Origin of the sequence: Nitrosospira sp. Is2, assembly GCF_033095785.1 — a bacterium.
GTDB lineage: Bacteria > Pseudomonadota > Gammaproteobacteria > Burkholderiales > Nitrosomonadaceae > Nitrosospira.
The window spans coordinates 2696453-2718325 of sequence record NZ_CP137134.1; the positions used below are offsets into that span (position 1 = coordinate 2696453).

Sequence of the window (21873 nt, forward strand, 5' to 3'; positions counted from 1 at the left end):
TAACGGCATTTTGGTCGACGCCTTCGAGGATCGGGGATTTCGTCCAGACTGCTACTCTGCGACTTGCTCCTGCACGATAATATTTTCTGACACCAATAGTTTTTCCGCATCAAGGAGGGTGACTCTCTCAGGTGTGACACCCTTCAGATAATCCTTTCGCACGCCTGTAAGTGTGGGGAGTGAGGACTGGACGTCCCTCAGCAAGAAGTTGCGTACGCCGACGATCTCATCCGCCAAAATACTGAAGAGTATTTTTTCCGATTGCAGCACGATAATCTTGTTGAGATCGGTTAACCCTTTTACGGGTAGTTCGAAGAAATTCTTGAGGTCAAGGACGGGCAATATCGCGCCTCGCAAATTAACAATGCCAACCACGAAAGCTGGTGTGCACGGCAGCGGTACAAGTTGCTCGAGTTTGGCAACCTGCCGCACGTAGCGCGTCTCAACCGCATAGCGTTCGTAAGCAAGTGCGAATTCGAGGACCTCGACCGCGTCTTCGGCGTTTTCCGGCTCTGACCGTTCTTGCGCGAGTGTCAACGCTCTTGCTTGAAGAGTCCGCTGCGTTTCTTCCGCGGACGGAGTCCAGACTCTTTCGAGCGCGGTACGCGCAGTCTCGAGACGCTGCTCGACTTCATTGAAATTGGTGTACCCCGATTTCTCGTCTTTTTTTGAACGGATGCTTGGTTTTTCGGTCACTGTGCTTCTCTGTCCAGCGATACCGGCAAGATACTCGAGCGCGCGGATGTGATAATGTCCGTAAGCCGTCCGGCAGTCAGTCCGTTCGATTCCGGTAGAAGTTCATCGTATGGGCGCAGCGAAAGTAGCGCGAGCGCATTGTCGAAATGGCGTTCCGCCTCCCCGGCCCGGTCATGAGACATACAAAGGTTGCCTAGTGCAAAGTGCGCGAGTACGAAATCGGGATCGAGATAAAGAGTTTTTCTCAGCAAATGCATTGCCGTGGTGCGTTGCCCCAGTTCCTGATTTATTGTCGCAAGAAGATAACGGGCTGCCGGGTTCAGTTTATTGACTGCGATTGCTTTTTCACACCAGCTGACGGCTTCGGCGAGTTTCCCCAGATTGGCATAAGAGCGCGCGGTATCGCAGAGCATCTCGAATGTCTCGTCATCCTCCTTACTGGCAGCGCCGCGCGGTTCTGCTGCTTGATCGGGCATCGCTACCCTTTCTATCAAGTGTTCTGTCGCTACGCTTTCCGAGAACCGTAGCATTTTCTCATCCTCACCCAGCGAAAATAGCGGCAGGGCTTGAGCCTGCGAGTTTGCGGCGTCTTGCTGCAAAACGGGCATCCAGATTGGGTGATCGTCGACGGTCACCGATCGCTCGGCGATTGTTGCCTTTTGGTAGAAAATTGCAGTAGGAAAGGTAGTCTGTTTGAACTGCGGAAACAGGTCGCTTCCCAGCTCTACGGGGCTCAGAATGAGCCATCCGCCATTGACGAGCGACCGATAGAAGTTCTTTCCGATCTTCATTACGCTATCAGGGCTGAAATACATCAGCACATTGCGACAGAAAATCACGTCCATCGCATCGGCACCATTGATGATGTCGGGATAGATTTCTTCGGCCAGATTGAGGTAAGAAAACGTCACCCGTTTTCGTATATGGGGCAATATCTCGAATTGCCCATTTTTTCTGCGTTTAAAATATCGCTCTTTGATCCAGGGCGGGGTGGCGCGAAAGGACCATTCGCCGTATAAACCCTTGGCCGCTTTTTCCAGGAATGCCGGGTTAATATCGGTCGCCAATATTGTCGCGTTGGCATCCGCGGTATTTTGGCTCAGGCGATCGAGGAGTATAGCGATCGAATAGGGCTCTTCGCCGGTGCAGCAGCCTGCGCTCCAGATGCGTAGCTGCCGGCCGGAACGTGCACGCGCGCGCATCAATTCCGGCAAAATACGCTCCTCAAGCACATCAAAAGATCCCGTCTCGCGAAAGAAGTACGTTTCGCCCACGGTTAGATGATCGGCGAGTATTTCGAGCTGTTGCCGCGTAAGAGAAGCGGACAGGAGTTGGCGGATGCATGATTCCGCATCAACCGTCCCAAGCGCAGGCGCAGCGGCGGCGATACGTCGCTCAAGATCACCCCAGCTTTTCGCCGGGTAGTACAAGCCCATCTCTTTTTCAAGTAATTTGCTGAGCTGGGAAAGCAGTGGATGGGCGAGAGCGCTCTGCATACTTGTCTTAGGAAGCAGCAAGGGCCAAATCCACGGACGCCTCTTCTTCAAGTGAAAGAAATTTGTCGAGGTTATGGATGAGGATCAACCCATCCTCAAACTTTATAATGCCTTCAACGAGGGTGAGTCCCGGGACGATGCGCTGAGCGGGAATCAGGTTATGCTCGGAACACTCGATAACGCCCGTTACTGTGTCTGCCACCAGCGCTACAGAACGCCGTTCGGTGCGTGCGAAAATAAGACGATCTGACAGGGAAATTTCACGTTTCGGCAGATTAAAACGCCGGCGCATGTCAATAGCCGGTGTGACCAGACCCTCCAGATTGACTACGCCGAGCAGAATGTCCGCCGCGCTCGAAATCGGTGTGATATGGACCATTCGCACGACTCTGTCTATCGCGGACAGACGCAGGGCATAACGTTGATCGTCCAAAAGAAAAACAAGATATTGGTGAGTCATATTTGTGCGGGCATGAGTTTTTACACAATACGGTTCCTTGCACTAACGACTTGGCAGGCAGGAAAGTGAGTGTCTGTGTAAGGCCGATGCGCAAATATCCTGTACGAGTGTGTACGAATGTATGGCTATGAGACAACAAAAGGAAAATCCTGGATAGCTGTAGAATCTTACAGGTGAGCACGAGATATCCGGTTGGATGCTCATGATGTTCGCATGGACTGACACGCAGTCAGGAACTGATCCCTGGATTTAATTAAGAAATATTCTGAAGAAGAGTGGGGAGAAGGAATTAAAACCCGCGAGAGGGGGTTCGAGGGAAGGGGTGGTTTGTTTTTAGGGTGCGATTCATTCTCCCGTGTTAAAGTACCAACCGAGTGTGCCTCTTGGGAGAGGGCGTAATAATATTGCACGGTATAGCACCCTGTTTTATCATTACAAATCGTCAAATGCTACCTCAACGTATTATAACAGTAGGCGCATCGGCGGGCGGAGTTGAAAGTCTGCGAGGATTAGTAGGTTCGCTACCCGACGGTCTGGACGCAGCCATTTTCGTCGTACTCCATATCCCGCCAAACTTCGTCAGTAACTTGCCTGCTATTCTTAGCAGGGCCGGAAGACTGCCTGCGGTTCACCCAGAAGACGGCGAAGAGATCCGGTCAGGCCATATTTATGTTGCTCCCCCAGACCACCACCTTTTGATTGAGACCAACCGTGTACTTGTAACGCGTGGGCCCAAGGAAAACCGCAATCGTCCGTCTGTCGATGCCCTGTTTCGCTCTGCAGCATACAATCACGGTTCGAAGGTGATTGGGATCGTTCTGTCGGGTGCGTTAGACGATGGTACTTCCGGGCTTTGGAGCATCAAACGAATGGGGGGTGTGACCATTGCCCAGGATCCTAGGGAAGCCGCCTTCGACTCAATGCCTGCAAGCGCGCTCAGCCAGGTTGAGATCAATCATTGCCTCTCCGTCTACCAAATTGGTCCGTTGTTAATGAAAATCGCCAACCAACCGCAATCGAGGCAAGCGGTAGACTCTCCTGAAGACAGGTCGAGAATGGCGGTCGAGGTGAGTGTCGCGGTGGACGGTGACGCGTTTAAGAAAGGAATTATGAACTGCGGCGAGTTGACCCCGTTTACCTGTCCGGAATGTAACGGCGTGTTGGTAAAGCTCAAGGAAGGCAAAATAAATCGGTTTCGTTGCCACACCGGCCACGCCTACTCCTCTAGCGCCTTGCTTTCAGGCGTGATGGAGAAAATAGATGAAAGTTACTGGGGTGCAATGCGCAGTCTTGAAGAGGCCGCGATGCTGCTCGACGAGACAAGTAAGAGCCTGACCGACGCCGGCCAGGCGGATGCAGCGGCGATATTCCTGGAGCAGGCGCGCGACGCGGTGCAGCAAGCCGGAATGCTTCGCAAGACCGTACTGTCCAGTAAGCGATTCAGCGCCGACAGCTTGATTGACGAGGCGGAGAAAGATGGCGGTCCTCATGACCTTAATGCTCATTCGTCCCGTCCAGCCTCTGAGTGAGCGCTTCCTAGCACTTCGATGAGCGTTTTCGTCCTCCTGAACAATGTGTTCAGCCCTGTTGCTCACTGAACTTCCCCAATCGCACATCTGGCTGCACTTCCCCATATTTCATTTTGTAGGTCGTCAAAAACACGGTTGGTTTTCTTCGCGTAATCCGTCCAACATTTTTACCGTCCAGCAACCCGCTAACAACTAAGTGTTGCAAGCCCTCCCGCAAAGCAGCTTTCGTTGTGTGGGAGACGATGAATCTGGATAGTAATTATTGGTACTGCGAAAGCTCGTCGACAGAGTCAAGGACACCGTATTGAAAGGTCGTGTTGCGAGGTTACGTGTAAAAATATCGTTTCGATTTATCGGGGAGTGTTAAAACCCCATAGGGAACAGGTCCCGCGGGAGCTTGTATGGGGGGCTATAATGCAGGTTGATAAGCAGAGTTTCTCTTTTATTTGTTTAAAACAGAGGCATAAATAGTATATTGGCGGAGAGAGAGGGATTCGAACCCTCGGTACGGTTTGAGCCGTACGCACGCTTTCCAGGCGTGTACCTTAAACCACTCGGCCATCTCTCCTGTCGGGAATCGCAACCGGGGGTACCGGCAGGGGCGCAAAGAATAAACCAGAACGGTGTTTCCGGCAACTTTTCCGGTAGTATAGCGGAAAATCCCAGCTCATCCGCAGCCCAGCGGCATCGCCGCGGCTTGAGTAAGGTGATCGCATTTGAAACATACCCCGGACTGTCATGCAAATTAAATCACGTATTCGCACCATCGCGCACTACCCTCGTGAAGGCATCATGTTTCGCGACATTACGACCTTGTTGAAGGACCCGGTGGGGTTGCGGGCAACGATCCAGGAGATTGCCAAGCGTCATAAGGAAATAAAAATCGATAAGATCGCGGGGATCGAGTCGCGCGGTTTCATCATCGGAGCGCCGGTTGCTTACGAGCTCGGCGTCGGTTTCGTGCCTATACGCAAAAAGGGAAAGCTGCCGGCGGAGACCCGCGGGCGTGACTATCAATTGGAATATGGCAGCGATCGCATCGAGATTCACGTGGACGCGATTCAGAAGGGCGACCGCGTGCTTCTGGTGGATGACCTCATAGCGACAGGGGGAACGGCGGAGGCCGCCGCCGCGCTGATACAGGACATGGGCGGAGAAGTGGTGGAATGCTGCTTCGTCATCGACCTGCCCGAGGTCGGCGGCAGGTCGAGGTTGGTGAACCAGGGGCTTAAGGTGTTCTCGCTATGCGAATTCGAAGGTGATTAGAACCGGAAGTTGTACTGGACATAAAACAGATCCGGCGAAACGCGGGGCGCTGTCGCTTTCATAAAATCACCGGCAAACAGCTTGGAGTAGCCGACAAGTACATTGTGATGCCGGTCGACGTTAATATTGAAACGGAAGTCGATTTCATCACCAACATAGCTTCCAGCCTGTCCCGTGGGGTCACGCAAGGTAGCAAGTCCAGCCGCGTTGTACAGAAAGTCTTGCTTGTTGGCGAGATAAAAGCGGTGGTATTGAGCCGTGAAATTTGCCCAGGGGACCGGGTGCAGATTGAGTTGGGCGTTGAAGTCGTGGATATTTTGACGGCCCACGCGGTCTATCCAGCCCATGTAATAGTTGCCGAAAGGAAATAGCTGGTTGAATGTGGTGCGGTCCCCATCGGTCAGGTTGTTGTCGCCCGAAGCGAAGTCGTAGCGCAGCCAGAACTGAGGATTTAGCGGAACGCCCTTGAAATGGTATCCGGCACCCGAGGCGACTGCAAAAGCCGAGAGATCCTGGTTGGAGTATTGCCCGAATTGGTACATGCCTTCCAGTTCATACAGAAACTGGTTGTAATCGCCTGCGATACGGCTGCCGAGGGTATGCGTGATTGAATCGCCCCTGAGGTTGTTGCTGCCGATCGCTCTATTACGATTGTCGTCCAGACTCAGGAAATAGAAATCAGCCAGCTGGCCCTTCATGGGGCGGTACGTTCCCCACAAGCCGAAGAATTCCTGTTTTTCATCCCAGTTGTCGAAGCTGTCTCTTTGAGTAACCATCGGCCGGACCCAGAAAGCGTCCAGGTCAAATGTGGGCGTGCGCCAGAAGCCCTTCACCCCCTGGAAGGTGCGGCGCGTATTCACCCAGTCCAGGGTCGAGATCAGCCGTTGCGATCCATACAAGAGTTCCTGACGGCCGAAGCGGATATACGCCGGCGCATCCTTAATCGTTGCCACCTTGACGTCAGCAAAAAGGTTCAGCATGTCAGTGTGGTTGACATCGGTTGGCTGGGGTGTCAGTGCCTGCCCAAAAGTACGGGCATCGATGAATTCCGCGAACAACCGGACCTTGTCCTGATACCAGAAGTCAGCATGGAACCTGCTCCGTATCATGTGGTAGTTGTCGCTCGTGTTAGTCAGGCGAGCATCTGACTCCCGCATGTAGCGGTACCAGAAGCTGCCGCCAAACGACAGGAGAAAATCATCCCCTAAATGAATGCGCTTAATGGGATCGAAAAGATCGGGCTCATACCCCGGTTTTTCCATATAGCGGAAATCAAGATCAAAGGCCGGCGTCGTCATCAGCGCATACGGGGCAAATGGCGAAACCGGCGGAGCGTCGCGTTTTTTTCCGGTAGCCTGATCCTTTAAGGTGTAATAGTTTGGTCCCGATGGCGGCATCGTGAACATGCCTGGCCGGGGCGGCGCTGTTACCGGGGGGACCTTGGACCAGTCAACCTTTGTTCCCGGGAGTGGCGTTGCGGCTCCGACGGGCGGCGCGGTGGTCGGGGCGACCGTCGTGTTGCCTGCAGGAGCGGGAGGCGGGTCCGCTGCAAAAACTTGGATCGCAAGGCCCAGAGCACCGATGCCGATACAGAGTTTAGACAATGAACCGGCTGGGCTAATCTCAGACATGGTGCGAGATGTTTTTGTGTGGGGGCTGGCGACGGCTGGTGAAGCCGGACAACTGGGCAGGTTCATAGCAGGGTCCCTGAAATTTTATATAATTCTTGGCAAAAAAATTTGCCGGGAACTATAGCAGAATCAGGGTGTCTTTTGAACCCGCCAATTGTTGATAGCTGTCAGCTTTTCGGCCCCTTATGGCATTTTCAGCAGGCCGTCGATCCAGAGGGGCACAGTGGCTGCCGTCGCCTGCGCCCGTACATATCGGATCCGGGCTAACGGTGGAATTTTCCCTCGCGTTCCGGTTGATAAATTACTTCAACTATCCGTACTTTAATCGTGCCACCACCCGGACGTGGCCACTCGATTTCATCCCCGGTGGAGAGACCGAGGAGTGCACTGCCGACCGGTGCGAGGATGGAAATGGTATTGCCACTGCCATCCACATCCTTTGGGTAGACGAGGGTCAGGCAGAAATCTTCGCCGGAGGTATCGATGCTGAAGCGCACTGTCGAATTCATGGTCACGACGGTTGGCGGAATTTGCTCGGGCTCGACAACGTCCGCGCGGTCGAGCTCGGCACGGAGTTCATTCTTGCCTGGAAAGGCATTGGCTGGATGGGACTCAAGCAAAGTTTCAAGCCGTTCCAGATCCTGGGATGTCAATACAACGCGGGGTTTGCGATTCATTTCAACCTCGTTCAAGTCCGTGCGATTGTGCTATGCGAATAACGGCATTGCCGGAAAGCTCAGATTGGGTCTAGCTGGGGGTTTGTCGGAGGCCGCAGATTTTTGCCGTTCGCTACAGGGGTACTACCCGAGCGCGATGGCCAAAGGGGAATGCTGCATGGCGAAAAGAATCGTATTCTACATCAAACGGCATGGAACGGCCATCCCGGGAGGGGTCGCGCCGCTCGGAAGTGAAAACTGGCTATAAGAGAGATACCCCGCTTTCCCATCGACAGACCGGATTGCAATGCTATCTGGACAGGGCGGGACAATGGCTTTGCATTCGTCACGCTTGACCCGGCAATTTCATATATTTCGCGATACCAACTATACTGAAAACCAGATATAAACCTCGACCGGTCTGTCCACCACGCCCTTAATCCAGAGGCTATTACCAGCGGACGCTTACGTTTTTGTAATCTTTCGGAGGAGCCGTTAATGACAAATATGCAATCCCCAACCATTTTCAACCCCGCCGTGTTGGTCCCGGTTAACCCGGCAATCGAAAAATACATGCGTAGTCTGGTAAGCCAGACTACGGATCATCCTGTACTGATCGAGATGGAGGCTGTGGCCGAGAAAAATAATTTTCCAATAGTCGGACGATTGGTGGGCGTTTTTCTTCAAATGCTGGCGAAGACGCTTAATGCCGAAAACGTATTTGAGTTCGGCAGTGGCTATGGTTATTCCGCCTACTGGTTCGCGAAAGCAATTCCTCCTGGCGGTAAGGTGATTTGCACGGATGGCGATTCGCTCAATAAAACCAAGGCTGAACAATACCTGGGTGCTGCGGGTCTAATGGAGAAAATTGATTTCCGGGTTGGTATCGCCCAGGAGATATTTGCGCAGAGCGACGGACTGTTTGATATCTGTTATAACGACGCGGACAAGGGTGATTATCCCGAGATCTGGCGCATGGCCAAAAACCGGATTCGTCCTGGCGGCCTTTATGTTGCCGATAATGTCCTATGGCATGGACGAGTCGCAGTCGAACGGTATGTCGACATTGTGCCCGGTTGGACAGAGGCAATACTCGAGCATAATCGTCTCATTTTCGATGACCCGGAATTTGATGCCTTCATCAACCCTACTCGCGATGGCGTGGTCGTGGCGCGCAAAAAACTCCCCGAATGATCTCACTGGCAATATCTTGCCTTTCTGGGCGAGGCGTGCAAAAATTGCGTAGCAGTAATACCTGACTGTACTTCGAGTTGGACGTTTTCGACCAACAAGTACGGTTGCTGTAAAGTGAAACTAGGGTTCCGGCCTGCTCCTTAGCGGAGAAGAAGGCGTCTGGTCCGAGAGTTTCCGGCTTCGTCGTGACGAGGCTCCACGGAGGGATAAAAGCCCGGGAGATAATGTAGGACATACATTGACTCTTGGGTTTGACCCAGCCGATTCCAAAGGAGACCTTGTTCATGCATTTCTCTTCCATACCTTCTACGTTTTCCTCCACGCCCGGTTCCGGCTTCGGGCTAATCGCCTTCAGGGGCGCATCTTTACCGCGCCGGGGGTCGGGCTCCTCGCGCGGTGAACGAAACCCGTCCCCGGAATTTAGCCGGAAGGGATCGCCATGCCGATAAAGCCTTGCCCGGATAATTTTCCCGAGGTCATTCCCTCGTTGGCGTCAGAAACCGGCGATAAGCTTCACCGCAGCATGAGCGTCTGGAACAGCTTCACCCTCGGTTTTGCGGTTGTTTCGCCGGTGGTCGGCCTTTACGCCATTATCAGCGTACAGACTGTGGTCACGGGGGGCGGCTGGTTTGCCGCGCTGGTTACGTGTTTGGCTATGCAATTACTGGTCGCCACCGTTTACGCCGAACTGTCGTCACAGTTCCCGATCGCGGGGGGGGCATATAAATGGACGCATCAGTTGGCTGGTGCGACTGCAGGGCAATTCGCCGGCGTCATTTATGTGAGTTCGACTATTGCCATGCTAACCACAACTGCTTATACCGGCGGCGTGTGGCTATCCCTGTTTTCTGGCTTGCCCGGGGAGACAGGCCATGCTTTAGTCATGTGGGGAGCCGTATTCCTGCTGCTTTGCACCCTGGTCAACGTGGTTAACGTCAATATTTTCAAGCTGGTCATCACGCTTGGGGTTTATGCCGAGGTGGTGGGATCGCTAGGCGTGGCGCTCCTGCTGTTTCTCTTCTTCAGGCAGCATTCGTTCTCGGAATTGTTCCAGCATCTCGGCACCGGAACCGCGCCCGGCGAAACCGCGGCATTTCTTGCAGCACTTGCTATCGCAGGCTGGGCATTCATCGGCTTTGATGCATGTTCGACAATCGCGGAGGAAACCAATGAGCCCAAGCGCATGGTGCCGCGCGCCGTATTTTTATCGTTGTGCGTGGTGGGATCAGTCGTGCTCTTCAATTCCGCCGCGCTGACGTTGGCATTCGACCGGGATACGCTTCAAACCGCGAGCAACACATCTGATCCAATCACTCCCGTGATAGTCAGCAGTTTCGGCCACTGGGCTGAGAAGCCGTTTCTAGGGATTGTGATGGTTGCATTCCTGGCTTGTGGCGCGTCAGTGGTGAAATATACCTCGCGCATTGTTTATTCAATGGCGCGGGAAGGGAACATGCCTGCTGTGTTAAGCGAGCTCGCGCCGGACAAGACGCCCCGTAAGGCGGTGCTGTTTACCGTCTCGCTGGCCGGACTCGGATTGCTGTTTGGGCTGAACGACGGCGCAGTGGCGACGGTAATAGCGTTCGGGACCGGAGGACTCTATGCCATGTTCTCGATGACCACAGGGGTGGGGTTGTATACCAGGCTGACGGGTCGCTGGAACCCGGCGTTAGGCGAGCTCAAGCTCGGTGGGTGGGGTTTGGCGATCAATACGGTAGCTTTTCTCTGGTCTGTGTTCGAACTCATTAATATTGCATGGCCGCGCCCCTATGCGGTGTCGCCCGCCGCCCCATGGTGGCAGCTTTGGGCGGTACCCCTCGTGCTGGGCGGTATCGTCGGCGTGACGTCGTTGTACATTCTGGTAAACAAAATCCGAAAAAAAACGGCGCCACGCAAGGTCGCGCCGCAGTAAGCTCGGGTGATGGCTGTCACGGCTTATCCAGATCTCCGGAACGGCGTAAAAATTGACCTGTCGATCGAATTCCGGACCCTCTTGAGAAAATTTGTGAATCATAAGAAAGAAAGGAGAGAAATATGAACCAGCCGCACGCACTTCTTTGGGATCAGTACATTCCTGGCGGATGCCATTGGTCGGGCATTTTGCGCCGGGGCTTGACGCTGCGTTTGACGGACATTAATGGCGGGGCGAATGCCGCGGTACTGTTTTTTAATCCTGAAGAAAAACTGGAACGGTACAACATGGCGGATACGCTGAAGTCGCAGCACACGTTCCGCTTGACGAAAGGACATGCCTGTCACTCAGACATGGGTCGTATTTTCTGCTGCATTACCGAGGATACCGCGGGGTGGAACGATACGGCGTGTGGCGTGAGCGACACCTCATTGGTACGTGAAAAATACGGCATGACGCGCTTTCAGGAACAGCGGAATGAGATGTTTCGGAGTGGGCTGGATGGAATGCTGATTGAGCTCGGCAAGTGGGGGCTCGGCATGCGCGATATGGTCGCCAATATCAATTTCTTCAGTAAGGTTACCGCCGATGCAGCGGGCGCCGTGACCTTTCACTCGGGCAACAGCAAGGCCGGGGATTATGTGGACTTGAGCTTCGAGATGGATACGCTGGTGATCCTTTCCTCCGCACCGCACCCACTCGACCCCGCAAAGCTTTACCGCCCGGGCGCAGTCGGACTGGCAGCCTTTGCCACGCCACCGTCAACGGCTTCGGCGTGTGCACGCATCCCGGAGAATATGCGCGCATTGCAAAATACTCGACATCTATATGGCTGTGATGGAGGTGCGGCATGAGCGCAACACAAGTTGTCGAAAGCAGGCTTGATCCCGAGGCGGCGGTGGTGGATGAGATATGTCCCGCGGGCGAGCCCTGGGTCAAGCTGGTGATGCAGGGACAAATATTCCGAATCGTGGATTTGGGTGGGAATCAGGCGGTGGATACGCTGTTCTACAATGCATCGAGGGCGACCGAGCGATATAGCGCTACAAATACGATTCGCCGCCAGCAGATGCTGTATCTCACCACCGGCAGCATGCTGTACTCCAACTGCGGGAATGTCATGCTCACCCTCGTGGCCGACACATGCGGGCGGCATGATACGCTGGGTGGGGCCTGCGCGGCGGAAAGCAATACGGTGCGGTATGGGCTGGACAAATTTCCGATGCACAGTTGCCGCGACAACTTCCTGCATGCGCTCGCTCACGATCCCGTATGCGAGCATCTGGGTATGGGCAAGCGCGATCTGCCCAGCAACATCAATTTCTTCATGAACGTGCCCGTTGGCGAGGAAGGCGGCCTGGAGTTCGTCGATGGCTTATCCGCGCCAGGCAAGTATGTGGAGATGAAAGCGGAAATGGATGTGGTGGTGCTCATCTCAAATTGTCCGCAACTGAACAACCCCTGCAACGCCTACAACCCCACGCCGATCCGGTTGCTGGTATGGGACGATCCAAACGTGTGATGTGATGGATGGCAAGCCTGCCATGACTGCATAACTCAGGAATAAGGTATGTTCGAGAAAGTTTTGATCGCCAATCGTGGCGCCATCGCCTGCCGTATTATTCGCACGCTTCAACGCATGAATGTGAAAAGCGTAGCAGTCTATACTGCGGCTGATGCACTGTCGCGGCATGCGTTGGAAGCAGACGAAGCCTATTGCATTGGTAGCGGGGTAGCGTCGGATAGCTATCTGCGTGCCGACAAGATTCTGGAACTCGCCCAGCGCACGGGGGCGCAAGCGATACACCCCGGCTATGGATTCTTGAGCGAGAAGGCGGATTTTGCCGAACAATGCAGTGCGCACGGTATATGTTTTATCGGCCCGAGTCCGAAACAAATGCGTGATTTCGGCCTGAAGCATACGGCAAGGGAACTCGCTTCGCAGAACGGTTTGCCGCTGCTGCCCGGGACTGGCTTGCTCGCCGATGTGGAGGAGGCATTTCGCTACGCTGGGCATATCGGCTATCCGGTCATGCTGAAAAGCACCGCCGGAGGCGGTGGCATTGGCATGCGCCTGTGCTGGAACAGGGATGAGTTGAGCGGAGCCTACGAATCCGTGAAATATCTGGCACGGAATAATTTCAGCGACGCAGGACTGTTCCTCGAAAAATATATCGCGAATGCCCGTCACATCGAAGTGCAAATTTTTGGTGATGGCAAGGGTGAGGTGATCGCGCTGGGTGAGCGCGACTGCTCCATGCAACGGCGCAATCAGAAGGTCATCGAAGAAACGTCGGCGCCAAATCTGCCTTCATCCGTGCGCAAGGCCCTGCTGGATGCCGCGGTTCGTTTGGCCAAGTCGGTCAATTATCAGTCCGCCGGGACGGTAGAGTTTATTCTGGACGCATCCACGGATGAATTCTATTTTCTGGAAGTGAATACGCGTCTGCAGGTTGAACACGGCGTGACCGAAGAAGTGACCGGCATCGACCTGGTGGAGTGGATGGTCCTACAGGCGGCGGGAGACTTGCTCCCGTTGGAGTCGTTCAAGATCAAGCCGGGTGGCGCGTCGATTCAAGCGCGTGTGTACGCGGAAAATCCCGCGAGGGAGTTTCAGCCTTCCTGTGGCGTGCTTACGGGCGCCTTTTTTCCAAAACCATCCGAGGCGCGTGTTGAAACCTGGGTGGAGCGCGGGGTCGAGGTTTCTCCTTTTTATGATCCGATGCTGGCTAAAATCATCGTGCATGCCGCAGATCGTGAGGAGGCCATAACCCGATTGCATGCTGCGCTGGATGCGACCTCTCTGCACGGCGTCGAAACGAATCTCGACTACCTTAAACAGATTCTCCGCAGTACCGCATTCCAGGCTGGGCGCCATACGACCGCCTTTCTGAATGGCTTTCATTACATTGCCCATACCATCGATGTTCTCAGTCCGGGCGTGCAGACCACCGTGCAGGATTACCCGGGGCGAACCGGTTATTGGAGCGTGGGAGTGCCGCCATCCGGGCCCATGGATGGCTTGGCGTTCCGTCTGGCGAATCGCCTGGTCGATAATGACAGCGGCAAGGCTGGGCTCGAGATTACGCTTGCGGGCCCGACGCTGCGCTTCAATTGCGATAGCGTGATCGCAATATGCGGCGCGCCCATAGACGTGCGGCTGGATGGTGAGCCTCTTGTGCAATGGCGAGCGCACGAAGTAAAGGCTGGCGCAGTGGTTCAGCTTGGGAAACTCGTGAATCACGGTTGCCGGTCTTATCTGGCGGTACACGGCGGTTTTGAGGTTCCGGATTATCTGGGAAGTAAATCCACCTTTACGCTCGGTCAGTTCGGCGGTCATGCGGGACGCGCGCTTCTGACCGGTGATGTGCTGCATATCGTCGAAGCCAGGTTGCTTCCCGACTCCCCCTCTCGGGCGGCGTTGCCGGATGAACTGGTTCCCGATTACCGCGACAGATGGGACATTGGCGTGCTGTACGGCCCGCATGGAGCGCCGGATTTTTTTACCGAGGAGGATATACAAACCTTTTTCGCCGTTGACTGGGAGGTGCATTACAACTCAAGTCGCAGCGGCGTGCGCCTCATCGGTCCCAAGCCCCAGTGGTCGCGCAGTGACGGCGGCGAAGCGGGGTTGCATCCGTCAAATATACACGACAACGCATATGCGATTGGCACGGTCGATTTCACCGGCGACATGCCGGTGATTCTCGGACCGGACGGCCCCAGTCTTGGCGGCTTCGTTTGCCCGGCCACAATCGTCCACGCCGAACTATGGAAAATTGGGCAACTCAAGCCGGGCGATAGCGTACGCTTCCGGCCTATGTCGATGGATCAGGCACTTGCCCAGGAGAAACTGCAGGAGATGGCCATCAGGGACCTGAGGCAGACGCAAGCCGCAACGGCTGCGCCTGAGGCAGGGTCGGCGGCCACTGCAACTCCGGTCCTGCACTTTACGCCGCAGAGCAGCGGACAGGTACAGGTGATTTACCGCCAGGCAGGTGACAAGAATTTGCTGGTGGAGTATGGGCCGCTGGAACTTGACCTGAGTTTGCGCTTTCGCGCCCATGCGCTTATGCAATCGTTGCAGCATTCGGTAGATACCCGGAAACTCGAGGGCATCCTGGATCTGACGCCAGGCATCCGCTCGCTGCAAGTCCACTTTGATTCGACACTGCTGTCGCGCGACAAGCTGCTGGACATCCTGTTGGCAACAGAAAAGAAATTACCGGATATAGAGCACATTGAGGTCCCGTCGCGCATCGTGCACCTCCCGTTATCCTGGGATGACGGGGCAACGCGGCTGGCAATCGAGAAATATATGCAGTCGGTGCGAAACGACGCGCCGTGGTGCCCGAGCAACCTCGAGTTCATCCGAAGGATCAATGGGCTGGACAACATTGAAGAGGTGCAGCATACCGTTTTTGAGGCGAGCTACCTGGTGCTTGGATTGGGCGACGTCTACCTCGGCGCGCCTGTCGCCACGCCGGTGGACCCGCGCCACCGGCTCGTTACCACGAAGTACAATCCCGCACGAACCTGGACGCCAGAGAATGCGGTGGGCATAGGGGGCGCGTATCTCTGCATCTATGGCATGGAGGGCCCGGGCGGATACCAATTCGTTGGGCGCACCGTGCAGATGTGGAACCGGTATCGTCAGACAGCCGATTTCGCAGGCGGGAAACCCTGGCTCCTGCGTTTTTTCGACCAGATCCGTTTTTATCCGGTAAGCGAGAGCGAATTGCTCAAGCTCCGCAGCGACTTCATTACCGGTCACTTCAAGCTGCGCATCGAAGATACCACTTTCAGTTTAAAACAGTACAACGCTTTTCTCAAACAGAACGCGGCGTCGATCAGCGCCTTTAAGACGAGTCAGCAGGCTGCGTTTGAAGCGGAGCGCGAACGGTGGAAATCCGAGGGTAAGGCTGAATACATCAGCGAGATCGTGCTGGAGGAAGCGGATACGCAGAGCGAGCTGGATCTGCCTGACGGAGCACGCGCCATTAGCGCCCACGTTACCGGTACGGTGTGGAAACTCCTGGTGCAAAAAGGCGACCGCGTGAAAGAAGGCGATACCGTTCTGGTGGTCGAGTCCATGAAGATGGAATTCCCGGTGGCTGCGCCGGTGGCGGGCAGGGTAGGGCAATTATTTTGCAAAGAAGGAGCGCACGTCTCCGCAGGGCAGATGCTCTTTATTGTTCAGGAAGAATGAATATGGATAAACGGTCGTCACCCGGATATCTGGGCGATATCGAAACCCTCCTGAAACGCTATGCGAGCGGCGAACTCACCCCGAGTCAGATGGTGGAGACGGTGCACCGGCACGTCCGGAACAATGACAACAGCGCCTGGATATCCATAATGCCCCTCGAGGCGTTGCGCCAGTACGCGTCCGCAGTGGAGGTGAGCGCGGGGGAAATGGACGCCCTGCCGCTGTACGGCATTCCCTTTGCAATCAAGGATAATATTGATCTGGCCGGTCTCCCAACGACGGCGGCCTGCCCGGCGTATGCCTACACGCCGCAAAAGAATGCAACCGTGGTGCAGAGATTGATCAATGCCGGCGCGATTCCCATCGGGAAGACCAACCTTGATCAGTTCGCCACTGGACTGAACGGGACGCGGTCGCCATACGGCGCGTGCCAGAACGCATTTAACCCGGATTATATTTCAGGCGGATCAAGCTCCGGCTCGGCAGTGGCGCTGGCAAAAGGAATGGTGTGTTTCAGTCTCGGAACGGATACGGCGGGTTCCGGCAGAGTTCCCGCGGCTTTCAATAATTTGATCGGGTATAAGCCGACCCGGGGCTGGCTGTCCACAAGGGGCGTGGTACCGGCCTGTCGTTCCCTCGATTGTGTTTCCATCTTCGCCTTTACCGCCACCGATGCCGGTCGCATTCTGGAAGTGTCCGTGGGGTATGACGAGGAAGACGTTTATTCTCGCGGGAGAAAGGAGCATGTTTTCGATTTCAGCGTTAGCGGCGGCCGCTTCCGCTTTGGCGTCCCTCGCCAGCATCAGCTTCAATTCTTTGGTAATCAGGACGCTGCGCGGCTGTTCGACCGGGCAGTGGCAAGCATGGAGGCGCTGGGTGGCACCGTTGCCGAGATAGACTTCGCTCCGTTTCTGGAGACTGCGCGGCTGCTCTACGAAGGTCCGCGGGTAGCTGAACGTTATGCGGCAATCAGGGATTTTTTCGACTCGCACGGCGATCAGGTGGTTGCACCTGTGCGGGAGATCATAGGAGGCGCCGACCGTTATTCGGCAGCGGATGCCTGTGAAGGCGAATATGAGTTGCGCAGGCTCAAGCGCGAGACTGAGCGGATATGGACGGAGGCTAAAGTCGATTGCCTGCTGACACCCACCGCAGGAACGATTTATACGATTCGTGCGATGCAGCAGGATCCCGTGCGGCTCAATGCGAATCTTGGTTACTACACCAATTTTGTCAATCTTCTCGATTACTCCGCCGTCGCCGTGCCGGCTGGGTTTCAAAATGATGGGCTGCCCTTTGGCATAACACTGGTGGCCCAAGCTCACCGCGACATCCCGCTGCTACATTTAGCGGAGCGCTTGCAACAAACCCATGCGCTTCCACTTGGCGCAACGGGCGTGACCTTGCAAAAACCTTCGTCACCGCAAAGACCTTCAACACCTTTGCCAAACGACTCATCAAAGCCGACGGGTCGTGCGAGCCGGCAGCCCGGCTGGGTAAGGGTGGCTGTGTGCGGAGCGCATTTGTCCGGCCTGCCGTTGAATGGGGAACTGACGGGCCGCAATGGAAGGCTCGTGACGAAAACCACGACCTCTTCAGACTACAAACTCTACGCCTTGCCCGGGGGGCCGCCGCATCGTCCAGGATTGGTGCATGTTGAGGCGAATGAGCCAGGAACGTCCATCGATGTCGAGGTTTGGGAGATGCCCGAACGCGAATTCGGCGGCTTTGTCGCTGGCATCCCGGTCCCGCTCGGTATTGGGACCATCACGCTGGCGAGCGGTGACGCGGTACAAGGCTTCCTGTGCGAGCGTTATGCAATTGCTGGTGCGATCGATATCAGCCGCTACGGGGGCTGGTGGGGCTACCTGAGCAGTCGCGCACTGCCCGAAACACTAACTGACCGCTAGATCGCCAGGGATGGCACGTCCGGATTGGCGTAGCGCAATGTGACGTAACGCGCTGTCCCGCCCAAGCCACACCTATTCAAGTCCTGCACGGATGCGACAAGTGGTTGCGTTTGAGGCGCGCCCCGGTCTCGCTGCGGGTCTGCCAAAGCGTGCTCGAATCGCAATCCAGACGGTCAATAGTTCTGTTTTTCACATTCTTCAATCAATACCGTTGTCGTTTTTTGACGACAATGCTTGATCGTATTCAAGGGCGTTGCATTAACGCCTAAAACAGGCGATAAGCATTCGGCAGTGTCGTTGTGAGGCGACACTGTGTATTAGTATTAAGGCTCAATAGCTTAGTCTCCCTAAGTCTCTTGCTCAACAGATTTGTTGTCGCGCTTGTTGACGACGGACATCTCAGGTCAGGGGTAGTGGCGTGACGATGATTTATAAACAACCTTAAGCAAATTTAACGACATAGGAAGATTGGCATGGTAACTGCTACACCAAAAACACGCAGCGTGCAAAGCAAAGCGGAATGTCTCAAGGTTGAGTGAGAGGGAGCAACCTGATTCCGAACAATAAATACTCTGTGCCTGCGATCAGGTTCTAAGCGAACCTGATTCGCCAACAGTTGCGAACTGCAATCTTTAGTTAAACTCACTCTCAGGAGAAATTCACATGGCTATAGCAACTTTAGATATCACAGCAACTCTGGGTCGCGGCAAGAACGACGATCATAAGGACGACTATAAGGACGACAACAAGAATAAGAAGGACGATCACCGGAATGACGATCACCGGAAGGACGACAAGAACGCCAAGAAGGACGATGACGACAAGAAGAAGGATGATCATCGGAAGGACGATGACCACCGGAAGGACGATGACCACCGGAAGGATGACAAGAACGCCAAGAAGGACGATGACGACAAGAAGAAGGATGATCATCGGAAGGACGATGACCACCGGAAGGACGATGACCACCGGAAGGACGATGACCACCGGAAGGACGACAAGAACGCCAAGAAGGACGATGACGACAAGAAGAAGGATGATCATCGGAAGGACGACGACGACAAGAAGGACGATGACAGGAAGGACGACAAGCACGCCAAGAAGGACGACGACGACAAGAAGGACGATGACAGGAAGGACGACAAGCACGGCAAGAAGGATGACAAGAAGGACGATTACAGGGACCAGGACGGGAAGGATTATGGCCAACGGGAAGACCATGACAGCTACGCCGATCACAACAAGAGCCACTATGGCAAGTACATAGTCGGCACCAGAGGCGACGACAAGCTCGAGGGTGGGAACGGCAACGACTTTATCGATGGCCGCGGGGGTGATGACAAGCTGTTTGGCAAGGGCGGCAACGACACGATCTTTGGCGGCAGAGGCGATGACAAAATCGAGGGCGGCAGAGGCGACGACAAAATCGACGGCGGCAGAGGCGAAGACACCATCGTGTTCAGCGGTGTAACTAAGTGGTCCAACGGCTTCGACAAAATCGATGGCTTCAAGTCAGGAGAAGACACCCTGCAATTCAGCCTGAAGGACGTCAATGACGCGATCGAAGGCCGTCGCAACGACTTGAAGAAAGGCGAGCTTGACGACGATAATTTCGCCAGCAACAAGTGGGGTAAAGCGGAGGATAAGGACGATTTCTTCGTTTACAACGAAAAAACAGGTGTTCTGTCGTTCGATGCCGACGGTAAGGGCGGACATGGCGCGACTGACCTGGCTAAACTGGTCGGTGCGCCGGAGCTCGACGCGAGCGATATTTTCCTGGCGGCGTATTAAGCTAGGTGCCCATGCGAACCGTACTGATTTTGTTTACGTGAGCATGGATTGGTAAATAGCCACTAATGCCCCGCAGAGTAAAATCTGCGGGCATTTTTTTGCCCGGCCTACGGGATATCTGGACTTTTCCACACGGCAGAACTTTTCCTTGCAGGTCGAGCGTTGCGCTTATTCCGATCGGTCAAGGGGGTAAAGGCTGAGCATTTAGAAGTACGGGCAGTTATTCCGTCCCATCTCGAGTTATCTCACCCGGACTTACATCACCGTATTCCCCCTTCGTTCGTGCTGGGAAATAAAGCGGATCAATGATATCGGCATTAAATGTCATTGATATCCACAGGACGCTCTAAGCAGAATGTTGTGAAGGCCGCATGCGTGGCCGGACGCAGTGCCCTTATGGAACAGGGTTGATAACACACAGTGGGGCAGGGCAATAAAACTCTGTGAAGAGGGCGATCAGTTCACCGGACTGGAGGCGCGTCAGCCGTTATCTGGCTGCATCCCCCCGGCAATTCCTGCTGAGCCGGACCGCTGAGGCCGGGAAGCATTCATTTTCTAACAACTTTTAAGGATCGTAGTATGCAAAGTAAAGATTTTGCGGGATTGGCGCTGATGTCCGTTCTGCTTTCAACGCTCGCCATGCCTGTATTTGCAGATAGTAATCAGGGCAACTTGCGGAACATGCTCAAATCAGTCAATAGCCACGGCATAGATGCGAGCTTCAATACAGCCGGCGCTATTGATCTTGATAATGCATTTTTCAAAAGCCTGGGCAGCAATGGCCGTACCTGCAGTACGTGTCACGAACCTTCGGAGGGATGGACGATCACGCCCAAAGGCGTTCAGGCACGCTTTGAAAAAACACAAGGCTCGCATGCACTCTTCCGCTTGAACGATGGCGCAAATTCGCCTAATTCGGCTGTGTCAACAGTTGAGGAGCGTCGTAAGGCCTATAGTATGCTGCTCAGCAAGGCGAACTTGCGCGTCGGTATAGGCATACCTGCCGACGCGGAATTTAAGCTGGTCGATGCCGATGATCCTTACGGTCATGCGAGCGCATCCGAGTTGTCCCTGTTTCGCCGCCCATTGCCTTCAACCAACTTGAAATTTTTAAGCAGCGTGATGTGGGATGGACGAGAGACAACCTTGATGCCGGGTTCCAGTTACTGCATTTATGGCACTTCGACTTGCTATGCTTCCGTATCGTTTGACCTTTCAAGCCAGGCAAATAACGCCACGGTGGGCCATGCTGAGGCGTTGCAGACCCTTACCCCTGAACAGCGCAGAGAGATCATGACGTTCGAATCGGGCTTGTTTACAGCCCAGATACATAGCACCGAGGCAGGTAATCTGATAACACATGGGGGGCGTGGCGGCCCCATGCAGCTAAGTAAGCAGGATTATTACTTCGGTATCAACGATACCGTCGCCGGGGATTATCGTACTCGCGCCGGTTTCAATCCCAAGGTGATGTCGCTCTATGATGCCTGGAGCCGTTTTAATCCGGCTGCACCCAGCGAGGAGGATGAGATCGAGAAATCGTCCGGCAGTGACAGTGGACGTGCCGCTATCGCGCGTGGTCAAGCCCTGTTTAATACCAAGCCCATACAGATCACGAATGTTAAAGGTTTGAATGATGATCTGAATATGAGCATACTCGCGGGCACTTGCACTACCTGTCATAACGCGCCCAATTCTGGCAATCACTCGGTTCCCTTGGCCGTGGATATCGGCATCGCCGATGAGTCGCGCCGCACCCCCGATATGCCTTTATATACACTTCAGAACAACGTCACGGGCGAAACAATTAAAACTACGGATCCGGGCCGCGCCCTGATTACGGGTAAATGGAAAGATATTGGACGCTTCAAAGGACCGATTCTTCGTTCTGTCGCCTCAAGACCGCCTTATTTTCATGATGGCTCTGCCCCCGACCTTGATGCTGTAGTTGATTTCTATAACACTCGTTTTGGGATAGGGCTTACCGAGCTTGAGAAGGCCGATTTGGTCGCATTTTTGGCAGCACTGTAACGTTGTATCAGTAATAAAGGTTTTAAGGGCCTGCCGCCTGACCAGGGGCAGGCCATTCGATTTTTACGACAAGTTTTGCGCCATTACCTGAG

15 protein-coding genes, 1 tRNA gene and 1 riboswitch are annotated in these 21873 nt (G+C 54.6%); of the genes, 10 read left to right on the top strand and 6 right to left on the bottom strand.

Translation table 11 applies throughout. The features are described 5' to 3' along the window. Window positions 1-51: 51 nt before the first annotated feature. From R5L00_RS11830 to R5L00_RS11840, 3 genes are read right to left on the bottom strand one after another with little or no spacing between them, the layout of a single operon-like run. A complete protein-coding gene (locus R5L00_RS11830) occupies window positions 52-696 on the bottom strand; it encodes a chemotaxis protein CheW (RefSeq protein ID WP_317651882.1) in 645 nt (214 codons plus the stop codon). Further along, complete coding sequence (locus tag R5L00_RS11835) at window positions 693-2192, bottom strand: CheR family methyltransferase (RefSeq protein WP_317651884.1); 1500 nt, start codon at window positions 2190-2192, stop codon at window positions 693-695. The genes R5L00_RS11830 and R5L00_RS11835 overlap by 4 nt, the downstream gene beginning before the upstream one ends. Window positions 2193-2199: 7 nt before the next feature. After that, complete coding sequence (locus R5L00_RS11840; protein ID WP_317651886.1) at window positions 2200-2652, bottom strand: chemotaxis protein CheW; 453 nt, start codon at window positions 2650-2652, stop codon at window positions 2200-2202. A 446-nt stretch (window positions 2653-3098) separates the two neighbouring features. On the opposite strand from R5L00_RS11840, the gene R5L00_RS11845 reads away from it, so the two are divergent. Then, complete coding sequence (locus R5L00_RS11845; protein WP_317651888.1) at window positions 3099-4181, top strand: chemotaxis protein CheB; 1083 nt, start codon at window positions 3099-3101, stop codon at window positions 4179-4181. Window positions 4182-4657: 476 nt separating this feature from the next. On the opposite strand, the gene R5L00_RS11850 is transcribed toward R5L00_RS11845, so the two are convergent. Beyond that, a tRNA-Ser gene (locus R5L00_RS11850) sits at window positions 4658-4749 on the bottom strand. Between the two features lie 170 nt (window positions 4750-4919). On the opposite strand from R5L00_RS11850, the gene R5L00_RS11855 reads away from it, so the two are divergent. Beyond that, on the top strand, window positions 4920-5447 hold the full coding sequence (locus R5L00_RS11855; protein ID WP_317651890.1) for an adenine phosphoribosyltransferase: 528 nt from the start codon (window positions 4920-4922) through the stop codon (window positions 5445-5447). On the opposite strand, the gene R5L00_RS11860 is transcribed toward R5L00_RS11855, so the two are convergent. Then, the gene (locus R5L00_RS11860) at window positions 5444-7051 is read right to left on the bottom strand and encodes an alginate export family protein (protein ID WP_317651892.1); all 1608 of its coding nucleotides are present in this window, start codon (window positions 7049-7051) and stop codon (window positions 5444-5446) included. The two genes, R5L00_RS11855 and R5L00_RS11860, sit on opposite strands and share 4 nt — an antisense overlap. A gap of 290 nt (window positions 7052-7341) precedes the next feature. Further along, on the bottom strand, window positions 7342-7755 hold the full coding sequence (gene rnk, locus R5L00_RS11865; RefSeq protein ID WP_107694285.1) for a nucleoside diphosphate kinase regulator: 414 nt from the start codon (window positions 7753-7755) through the stop codon (window positions 7342-7344). Between the two features lie 477 nt (window positions 7756-8232). Here rnk and R5L00_RS11870 point away from each other — a divergent pair, with 477 nt between their 5' ends. From R5L00_RS11870 to R5L00_RS11905, 8 genes are all read left to right on the top strand, one after another. Next, on the top strand, window positions 8233-8928 hold the full coding sequence (locus R5L00_RS11870) for an O-methyltransferase (protein ID WP_317651895.1): 696 nt from the start codon (window positions 8233-8235) through the stop codon (window positions 8926-8928). A gap of 109 nt (window positions 8929-9037) precedes the next feature. After that, window positions 9038-9151: riboswitch (guanidine-I (ykkC/yxkD leader) on the top strand. A 216-nt stretch (window positions 9152-9367) separates the two neighbouring features. Next, the gene (locus R5L00_RS11875; protein ID WP_317651896.1) at window positions 9368-10840 is read left to right on the top strand and encodes an APC family permease; all 1473 of its coding nucleotides are present in this window, start codon (window positions 9368-9370) and stop codon (window positions 10838-10840) included. Window positions 10841-10962: 122 nt separating this feature from the next. Then, entirely contained in the window at window positions 10963-11694 is a 732-nt protein-coding gene (locus tag R5L00_RS11880) for an urea amidolyase associated protein UAAP1 (RefSeq protein ID WP_317651898.1), read from the top strand. Then, complete coding sequence (locus R5L00_RS11885; protein ID WP_317651899.1) at window positions 11691-12362, top strand: urea amidolyase associated protein UAAP2; 672 nt, start codon at window positions 11691-11693, stop codon at window positions 12360-12362. The genes R5L00_RS11880 and R5L00_RS11885 overlap by 4 nt, the downstream gene beginning before the upstream one ends. Window positions 12363-12410: 48 nt before the next feature. Further along, window positions 12411-16049 (top strand): urea carboxylase, encoded by a 3639-nt coding sequence (uca, locus tag R5L00_RS11890; protein ID WP_317651900.1) that lies wholly within the window; start codon window positions 12411-12413, stop codon window positions 16047-16049. Between the two features lie 2 nt (window positions 16050-16051). Further along, a complete protein-coding gene (gene atzF / locus R5L00_RS11895; RefSeq protein WP_317651902.1) occupies window positions 16052-17959 on the top strand; it encodes an allophanate hydrolase in 1908 nt (635 codons plus the stop codon). A gap of 663 nt (window positions 17960-18622) precedes the next feature. Next, window positions 18623-19750 carry a calcium-binding protein gene (locus R5L00_RS11900; protein WP_317651904.1) on the top strand — a complete coding sequence of 376 codons (1128 nt, stop codon included), beginning with the start codon at window positions 18623-18625 and terminating at the stop codon, window positions 19748-19750. A gap of 579 nt (window positions 19751-20329) precedes the next feature. Beyond that, window positions 20330-21781, top strand: coding sequence for a hypothetical protein (locus R5L00_RS11905; protein ID WP_317651906.1), 1452 nt, complete (start codon window positions 20330-20332; stop codon window positions 21779-21781). The last annotated feature ends 92 nt before the right edge of the window (window positions 21782-21873 follow it).

Coding starts and splice junctions, on each gene's coding strand:
- atzF (WP_317651902.1), top strand. CDS start 16,052: ATGGATAAACGGTCGTCACCCGGATATCTGGGCGATATCGAAACCCTC.
- R5L00_RS11855 (WP_317651890.1), top strand. CDS start 4,920: ATGCAAATTAAATCACGTATTCGCACCATCGCGCACTACCCTCGTGAA.
- R5L00_RS11880 (WP_317651898.1), top strand. CDS start 10,963: ATGAACCAGCCGCACGCACTTCTTTGGGATCAGTACATTCCTGGCGGA.
- R5L00_RS11835 (WP_317651884.1), bottom strand. CDS start 2,192: ATGCAGAGCGCTCTCGCCCATCCACTGCTTTCCCAGCTCAGCAAATTA.
- R5L00_RS11875 (WP_317651896.1), top strand. CDS start 9,368: ATGCCGATAAAGCCTTGCCCGGATAATTTTCCCGAGGTCATTCCCTCG.
- R5L00_RS11905 (WP_317651906.1), top strand. CDS start 20,330: ATGCAAAGTAAAGATTTTGCGGGATTGGCGCTGATGTCCGTTCTGCTT.
- R5L00_RS11900 (WP_317651904.1), top strand. CDS start 18,623: ATGGCTATAGCAACTTTAGATATCACAGCAACTCTGGGTCGCGGCAAG.
- R5L00_RS11885 (WP_317651899.1), top strand. CDS start 11,691: ATGAGCGCAACACAAGTTGTCGAAAGCAGGCTTGATCCCGAGGCGGCG.
- R5L00_RS11840 (WP_317651886.1), bottom strand. CDS start 2,652: ATGACTCACCAATATCTTGTTTTTCTTTTGGACGATCAACGTTATGCC.
- R5L00_RS11845 (WP_317651888.1), top strand. CDS start 3,099: ATGCTACCTCAACGTATTATAACAGTAGGCGCATCGGCGGGCGGAGTT.
- R5L00_RS11870 (WP_317651895.1), top strand. CDS start 8,233: ATGACAAATATGCAATCCCCAACCATTTTCAACCCCGCCGTGTTGGTC.
- rnk (WP_107694285.1), bottom strand. CDS start 7,755: ATGAATCGCAAACCCCGCGTTGTATTGACATCCCAGGATCTGGAACGG.
- uca (WP_317651900.1), top strand. CDS start 12,411: ATGTTCGAGAAAGTTTTGATCGCCAATCGTGGCGCCATCGCCTGCCGT.